Annotated in this window: 8 protein-coding genes and 2 pseudogenes; 5 read left to right on the forward strand and 5 right to left on the reverse strand. The window is 72.7% G+C overall.

Annotated elements, in window-relative coordinates; all coding sequences use genetic code 11:
- Nucleotides 1-145: 145 nt before the first annotated feature.
- From AB0N03_RS18970 to AB0N03_RS18980, 3 genes and pseudogenes are all read right to left on the reverse strand, one after another.
- Nucleotides 146-229 (reverse strand): annotated as a pseudogene (locus tag AB0N03_RS18970) (LysR family transcriptional regulator); the annotation flags it as partial.
- 30 nt (nt 230-259) lie between these two features.
- The gene (locus AB0N03_RS18975) at nt 260-871 is read right to left on the reverse strand and encodes a TetR/AcrR family transcriptional regulator (RefSeq protein WP_364372930.1); all 612 of its coding nucleotides are present in this window, start codon (nt 869-871) and stop codon (nt 260-262) included.
- 14 nt (nt 872-885) lie between these two features.
- Nucleotides 886-1,704: a methyltransferase domain-containing protein gene (locus tag AB0N03_RS18980; RefSeq protein ID WP_364372933.1), complete on the reverse strand. Its 819-nt coding sequence runs from the start codon at nt 1,702-1,704 to the stop codon at nt 886-888.
- A 191-nt stretch (nt 1,705-1,895) separates the two neighbouring features.
- Here AB0N03_RS18980 and AB0N03_RS18985 point away from each other — a divergent pair, with 191 nt between their 5' ends.
- Nucleotides 1,896-2,489, forward strand: a complete 594-nt coding sequence (locus AB0N03_RS18985) for a dihydrofolate reductase family protein (RefSeq protein WP_364372936.1) — start codon at nt 1,896-1,898, stop codon at nt 2,487-2,489.
- Here AB0N03_RS18985 and AB0N03_RS18990 read toward each other — a convergent pair.
- Complete coding sequence (locus AB0N03_RS18990) at nt 2,473-3,324, reverse strand: sigma-70 family RNA polymerase sigma factor (protein ID WP_364372939.1); 852 nt, start codon at nt 3,322-3,324, stop codon at nt 2,473-2,475. The genes AB0N03_RS18985 and AB0N03_RS18990 overlap by 17 nt on opposite strands.
- A gap of 180 nt (nt 3,325-3,504) precedes the next feature.
- On the reverse strand, nt 3,505-4,527 hold the full coding sequence (locus AB0N03_RS18995; protein WP_364372942.1) for a C40 family peptidase: 1,023 nt from the start codon (nt 4,525-4,527) through the stop codon (nt 3,505-3,507).
- Nucleotides 4,528-4,608: 81 nt separating this feature from the next.
- On the opposite strand from AB0N03_RS18995, the gene AB0N03_RS19000 reads away from it, so the two are divergent.
- The 4 genes and pseudogenes from AB0N03_RS19000 to AB0N03_RS19015 form a co-directional block, all read left to right on the forward strand.
- The gene (locus AB0N03_RS19000) at nt 4,609-5,406 is read left to right on the forward strand and encodes a biotin--[acetyl-CoA-carboxylase] ligase (protein WP_364372945.1); all 798 of its coding nucleotides are present in this window, start codon (nt 4,609-4,611) and stop codon (nt 5,404-5,406) included.
- 85 nt (nt 5,407-5,491) lie between these two features.
- Nucleotides 5,492-6,085: a PH domain-containing protein gene (locus AB0N03_RS19005; protein WP_364372947.1), complete on the forward strand. Its 594-nt coding sequence runs from the start codon at nt 5,492-5,494 to the stop codon at nt 6,083-6,085.
- Nucleotides 6,085-7,014 (forward strand): hydroxymethylglutaryl-CoA lyase, encoded by a 930-nt coding sequence (locus AB0N03_RS19010; RefSeq protein WP_364372950.1) that lies wholly within the window; start codon nt 6,085-6,087, stop codon nt 7,012-7,014. Before AB0N03_RS19005 ends, AB0N03_RS19010 begins: the two co-directional genes overlap by 1 nt.
- 108 nt (nt 7,015-7,122) lie before the next feature.
- Nucleotides 7,123-7,350 (forward strand): annotated as a pseudogene (locus AB0N03_RS19015) (hypothetical protein); the annotation flags it as partial.

Genomic DNA, 7,350 nt, shown 5'->3' on the forward strand with positions numbered 1-7,350 from the left:
GCCAGCCCGCCGGGACGGCTCCCGGTCGAGGTAGTGCTTCGCTGACCTCGACGGCGGTCCGCAGGAACCCGACCAGTAGGCCCGGTCCGCGCCCGACGCGTCCGGCCAAGACGGGGTCGCCCGTCCGGTGAATCCGCGCAGGTCAGCGAGACAGCGGTGGCTGCGCCATCCCGAGCCGCTCGGCGGCGCGGGAAAAGTTCGGCTCCTCGGCGACCGCGCGGAAGTACCGCGGGCGCGTCGGGTGAAGGAGGACCCCGCGCTAAGGGGCGATGCCGTCCAACGTCGCCCGCACCACCGCGTCCACCGTCGGCGGGTCCAGGGGGCCGGTGTGCGGGAAGACCTTCGCCAGTACCGCGGCGTGGCAGTAGCCGACCAGCATGGCCGCCGTTGCGTCCACTTCGGACTCCGGACGCAACCTGCCCAGAGCGCGCTCCTCCTTCAGGTAGGTCAGCAGGCGGTCGCGCCAGTAGCCGGATCGCTCGCTGATCTCCGCGAACCTCTCCAGGACCCTCGGCTGCCCGATCAGGCCGCTGAACGCCGGCACGATCACCTTGTGCAGGGCGAGACCGAACTCCAGGTGGCGGCGGAGGTTCCCCTCCAGCGTGCCCTCGCCGGCCACCGGCAGGTCGCCCAGCTCCGCTTCCGTCGTGCGCACGTGCTCCAGGAGGGCCCGGGCCACCAGCTCCTCCTTGTCGGAGAAGTGGTTGTAGAGCACGCCGTCGGCGACACCGGCCATGCGCGCGATCTCGCGCACGGTCATGCCGGTCGTCCCGTGCGTGGCGATCATCTTCTGGGCGGTTTCGACCAGGAGGTCGTGCAGGGACTGGCCGTCCCGCTGAGCCGCGGCTTTCCTCGGTGACATCACCGCCATCGTAGAACCAGCGCCTACGACCTCCTTCCCGTGACCAGCCACGCCGACCCGCGCAGGCGGACCGCGTCCGGGCGGGCGAACGGCTCCAGCGCCGCCGTGAGGGCTTCCTTCGCCTTGGCGGCGGTCGCGTCGTCGACCATGCCCAGGTGGTGGCGGACCGGGCCCCAGCCGGCGATGAACCGCGCCGCGTCGGGGACGTCGCGGCCCCAGACCTGGTCGGCTTCGACGCGGGTGCACACCACGTCCTCGAAGCCGGCTTCGGTCAGGACCGCCGTCGTGCGGTCCGGGTCCGCGAACGACGTCGGGCCACTGCCGTCCGGGCCCGTGGGCTGGGGCAGGTACTCCGCCATCGCCCCGAACACCTTGCCGAGGTCGGTGCCGGAGAGTGCCGTCATGCACAGGAACGCGAGCCGCCCGCCGGGGCTCAGGGCCCGCCGGACGTTCGCGAACGCCGCCACCGGGTCGGCGAAGAACATCACCCCGAACCGGCTGACCGCCAGGTCGAACCCGCCTTCGGCGAACGGGTGCACCTGGACGTCGCCTTGCTCGAACGTCACGTTCGGCACCTCCGCCGCCCCCGCCCGCGCGGTCGCGAGCATGGGCCCGGACAGGTCGACCCCGGTCGCGGAGCGGGCCCGCTCCGCCGCGAGCCGGGTCAGCCGGCCGTTGCCGCAGCCGATGTCCAGCACCCGGTCGTCCGCGCCGACCCGGTCGAGCACGTAACCGTTGAACCCGTTGTTCACCGCGTCGTAGCGATCGGCGTGCGAAGCCCAGTGCTCCCCTTCATAGCCGTTCCACGCCTCGGCCTGCGCGGTGTTGACGATCCCGGTCATCCCCATCTCCTTCACCATGAACACGCGTTCATGAACACAAGTTCATAGTCGCGAAGACCTCCGGGTCTGTCAAGGCATCGGCCACCCCGCCACGGGATGTCGGCCAGGTGGCAGATCTTCCGGCCGGGCGATCGCGGAAGACTTCCCATCAGCGAGGCAAACCGCCTCCGACCAGCACTGAGGAGCTAGAAATGGCCGACGTCATCGCCAACATGTCCATGTCCCTCGACGGCTTCGTCGCCGACCCGGAGGACCGCATCGACCACCTGTTCGGGTGGTTCGGCAGCGGTGACGTCGAGGTGCCCACCGCCGTCGAGTGGGCGACCTTCAAGACCTCCGAGGCCAGCGCGAAGATGCTGCGCGACGCCATGGACAACGTCGGCGCGCTGATCGCCGGCCGCCACCTGTTCGACATCACCCAGGGCTGGGGCGGGCAGCACCCGATGGGCGTGCCGGTCTTCGTCGTCACCCACGAGGCACCGGCGGACTGGCCGCACCCGGACGCGCCGTTCACCTTCGTCACCGACGGCATCGAAAGCGCCGTCGAGCAGGCCAAGAAGATCGCCGGCGACAAGAACGTCGCCGTCGCCAGCACCAAGATCGCGCAGCAGTGCCTCAACCTCGGCCTGCTCGACGGCATCCAGGTCGACCTCGTCCCGGTGCTGCTCGGCTCCGGCGTCCGGTTCTTCGAGGGCCTCGACGCCACGACCACGCTGACCGGCCCCGAGGTCGTCGAGGGGACCGGCGTCACGCACCTGTCCTACCGGGTCAAGCGAGGAGCGTGACGTGCAGCGCGGCGAGCCGGGCGGGGTCGGCGATCACCTCGTACGCCGCCACCCGCTCGCCCTCGACCGTCACCGCGAGGGCGAGCAGCAGCCGGCCGCGCGGAGCCACGACGACGCCGGCCGCGCCGTCCACCAGGGCCGCTTCGGCGAAGCGGGCCCGTTTCCCGAACACCTGCGTCTCTTCGGCCACGGCACGGGCCCCGCGCTTCTCGAGGGCCCCTCCGACCGGCAGCGCGGCCGCGTCGGCGCGCCGGACGACGTCCGGGGCCAGCACGTCCAGGAGCTCTTCGAGGTCGCCGCCGCGGGCCGCGGCCAGGAACGCGCCGACCACCCGGCGGTGCCGCGTCAGGTCGGCCGGGGGCAGCGGCGACGTGCCGCGGACCCGTTGCCGCGCACGGCTCGCGAGCTTCTTCGCCGCCACCGGGGTGCGGTCGAGCACCGGGGCGATCCGGTCGAACGGCACCGCGAACAGGTCGTGCAGCACGAACGCGATCCGCTCGGCCGGGCCCAGCGCGTCCAGCACCACGAGCAGCGCGCGGCCCACCGAGTCGGCCAGCTCGACTTCGCCGGCGGGATCGGCTTCGGCCGCGCCCTCCGGCGCGAGGTCGAGCGGGTCTTCGCGACGGGCCTTCCGCGAGCGCAGGACGTCGAGGCAGACGCGCGAGACGACCGTCGTCAACCAGGCCGCCAGGTTGTCGACGGAGTCCACGCGGTTCAGGCGCAGCCAGGCCTCCTGGACGGCGTCGTCCGCCTCGGCCGCCGAGCCGAGCATCCGGAAGGCCAGCCCGCGCAGTCTCGCGCGTTCCGCCTCGAACTCCGCGGCCAGTTCGTCCATCGATCACCTTTCGCCCGCAGCCGCCGTCTCCCTTTCGACGAATCGAGGCGACCGGAGGTGACCGCTGTTCCGGGGTCCACGCGGCCGGACCGTACCGCGACGGGATGCGGTTCACGGTCGCCGCCGCGAGTGCAAGGAAGAGGAGGCCGCCCTGCTGACCCGTGCGGTGGGCGAGCTGACTCAGGCCGGGCGGCCCGCGCCCGCGTAGTCGTCGCCCTTCGAGTGGTACGTGTGGATCTGGATCGCCTGGCCCTCGGTCGGGGCGTTGATCATCAGGCCGTTGCCGAGGTACAGCCCCACGTGGTGGATGCGCGTCGCCGGGCTGCCGTAGAACACCAGGTCGCCCAGGCGGGGTTCCTGTGACGCCGGCACCGGCGGGAGCGCCCGGAACTGGCTGTCCGCCGTTCGCGGCAGGTTCACGCCCGCGCTGTCGTACGACGCCTTCGTCAGGCCTGAGCAGTCGAAGCCCGCCGCGCCCGCGTCGGGGCCGTTGCCGCCCCAGACGTACGGGAGGCCGAGCTGGCCCAACGCGAACCGGGTCGCGCGAACGGACGGCGATGAGGCCGACGCCGGGTCCAGGGAGAGCGTCGCGTACAGCTGGGCCGTGCCGAGGACGCGCTGACGGAACAGCTCCGTCTCGCTGCCCGGGTGGTACGCCGCGATCGCCTTCCACCAGCCCGGGCCGGTGCCGAGGTCCGTGCCGCCCGCGCACAGGGCCCGCCCGGCCGCGACCGGTGCGTCGGCGCCGTACTTCTTGGTCTGCGCCGCCGTCAGCCCCAGGACGTTCTCGCCGCCGCGGCCGTGGTTCGACGCCGCCGAGCCGACGCCCGCCAGCGTCACCCACGAGAGGTGGCACGACGGGTCTTCGCTCCGCAGGGTCAGCTCGCCGTTCGCGTAGCCGATCAGCGCGGCCGCCGGGATGTCCAGCGGCCCGGACAGCTGGTCGGCCCACTGCTGGAGCGGGCTCTTGCCGCCCTGGCCGGACGCGCCCTGGCCCGGCTCCTGCGCCTTCACCGGTGCACTGACCTCGAGGACCGAGGGACCCGACGCCGCGTCACGCGCCACCGGAAGCGGTGCCGGAGCGGGTTCGGGGGAGCGGTCGGCCAGGAGGAAGCCCGCGGCGACCAGACCCGCGACGAGCGGCAGCGCGACCAGGCCGCGCAGGGCCGCACCACGAGCCCAGGAAGTCGGCTTGGTCGTCACGGGGTCCAACTTAGAAGAGCGCACCTCTGTGTGAACGAGCGAACGCCTTGCACGTTAGGGGGACTCCCATATGGTGGACACATGGCAGAGATCGACGCCGCCCGGCTGACCGCGGCGCTCCAGGACCGGTACGCGAAGATCGACGTCGTCGAGAGCACCGGCTCCACCAACGCCGACCTGCGGAAAGCCGTCGACGACGGCGCCGCGGACCGGACCGTTCTGCTCGCCGAGGAGCAGACCGCGGGGGTCGGCCGGCGCGCGCGCCAGTGGAGTTCGCCGAAGGGCGCCGGGCTGTACCTCAGCGTGGCGCTGCGCCCGGGCGTCCCGTTCACGACGCTGGGCTCACTCTCCGTCGTCGCCGGGCTCGCCGTCCGGGCGGCCGCGGCCGGCGTCGGGGTCGACGCCGCGCTGAAGTGGCCCAACGACGTCCTCTCCGGCGGCGCCAAGTGCGCCGGGATCCTCGCCGAGGCCGTCGCCGGGGACCCGCCGTCGATCGTGCTCGGCATCGGCCTCAACGTCCTGCCCCTCGGCGACGTCCAGCCGGGCCCGGGCGGGCTGCCCGCGACGTCGCTCGCCGAGCTGGGCGCCACGAACACCGACCGCACCGACGTCGCGATCGCGCTGCTCACCGAGTTCGACGACCTGGAGCAGCGCTGGCGGCGCGCGGGCGGCGACCTCACCGAGGCCGGCCTGCTGGACGACTACCGCGCCCACTGCGCGACCCTCGGCCAGGACGTCGAGGTGCAGCTCCCGGACGGCACCTCGCTCACCGGCCGCGCGGCCGACATCGACGCCGCCGGGCAGCTCCAGGTCGACCTGACCGGCGGCCGGCGGCACACCGTGTTCGCGGGTGACGTGGTCCACGTCCGCCCGGCCTGATTCTTCGGGGCGTTGCACTCACCGGCCGGGCGTCTCGCCGGTACGGTGAGGCGACATCGCCGCACCGACCTTGGGAGCGTCCGCCGTGGCTTATCCGGACGATTTGCTCAGCGAGCAAGAGCACGTCGTGGTGCACAGTCATCCGCACTTCAAGATGCTGATCTTCCCGACGCTCGCGTTCCTGGTCACCCTGGGCGCCGGCATCTGGCTGGCGATCCTCGCCAAGGACGCCGGCTCGCCGTGGAACACGGTCGGGCTGATCGCCATCGCCGTGGTGGGCCTGGTGCTGATCGTGTGGCTGTTCCTGGCGCCGCTCGTGCGCTGGCGCACCACCCACTTCATCGTGACCACCGACCGCCTCATCGCCCGCGAGGGCGTCCTGAAGCGCACCGGCATCGACATCCCGATGGGCCGCATCAACAGCGTCCAGTTCGAGCACGACCTGCTGGACCGGGTGTTCGGCTGCGGCACGCTGATCATCGAGTCGGCGTCGGCCGAGCCGCTGCGGTTCGAGGACATCCCGCACGTCGAGAAGGTGCACACGGTGATCTACCGTGAGGTCAACGACAACCCGTACGACGACTACCGGGCGGGCGGCCCGCCCGCCCCGGGCCCCCAGCAGACCGAGCCGCTGCCGCCGCAGGGCGGCCACCCGCCGCGCGGCGACCGACGCCGCTGATGGGCACGCGCGAACTGGGCCTGCCGGAGCGGGTCCCCTCGGCGGGTGATCTCCCGGAGCGCGTCACGATCTGGGAGGTCGGCCCGCGCGACGGGCTGCAGAACGAGAAGACGATCGTCCCGGTCGAGGTCAAGCTGGAGTTCCTCGACCGGCTCGCGGGCGCCGGCCTGACGACGCTGGAGGCGACGAGTTTCGTGCACCCGAAGTGGGTGCCGCAGCTGGCTGACGCCGAGCAGCTGCTGGCCGGGCTCGACCGCCGCGAAGGCGTCCGCTACCCGGTGCTGGTGCCGAACGAGAAGGGCCTGAACCGGGCCATCGACGCGGGCGTCGAGCACATCGCGATCTTCGCCAGCGCGACGGAGACGTTCGCGCGGAAGAACCTCAACTCGTCGCTGGACGAGCAGTTCGCGATGTTCGAGCCGGTCGTCACGCGGGCGCGGGAAGCCGGCCTGGACGTGCGCGGCTACCTCTCGATGTGCTTCGGTGACCCGTGGGAAGGCGCGGTGCCGGCGAAGCAGGTCGCCGACGCCGGGCGCCGCCTGCTGGACATGGGGTGCTCGCAGCTTTCGCTCGGCGACACCATCGGCGTCGCGACCGCGGGCCAGGTCGAGCACCTGATCGGGCTGTTCGGCGATGTCGGTACTTTGGCCGTGCACTTCCACGACACCTATGGTCAGGCTCTGGCCAACACCCTGGCGGCGCTCCGATGTGGAGTGTCGACAGTGGACTCTTCGGCGGGCGGGCTCGGCGGCTGCCCGTACGCCGAATCGGCCACGGGGAACCTGGCCACGGAGGACCTGGTGTGGATGCTGGACGGCCTCGGGGTGGCCACCGGCGTAGACCTGGACGTGCTGGTGGCGGCCAGCGCCTGGATGGCGGGACAGCTCGGCCGCCCGAGCCCGTCCCGCGTGGTCGCCGCGTTGAACTGACCTCGCGTGCGCCCGGCCGTGCCGGGTGCGGTATCAAGGGGGACCGGCAGCGCCGCGGCCGCGTCGAACGAGTGTGCCCGCGGGCACCGACCGAGCCGGAGGATGGGTGTGACCGAGCCTTCCGAGGCGGGCTCCGAACCGGTCGAGGCCGACCTCGACACCGGGCCGATCCGGCTGCCCGGGTACGACCCGACGGATTCGGGCGCCTTCGAAGAGGCGCCGACCCCGCGCTCGGGCACCCCCGCGGCGTGGCCGCACGCGGTGTCGCCGCTGCTGCCGCCGTTCACGCTGCCCCCGGCTCCGCCCGCGCCGGTGCCGCCCGCGCCGGCCGGGCCA

Origin of the sequence: Amycolatopsis sp. NPDC051061, assembly GCF_040682935.1 — a bacterium.
Classification (GTDB): domain Bacteria; phylum Actinomycetota; class Actinomycetes; order Mycobacteriales; family Pseudonocardiaceae; genus Amycolatopsis.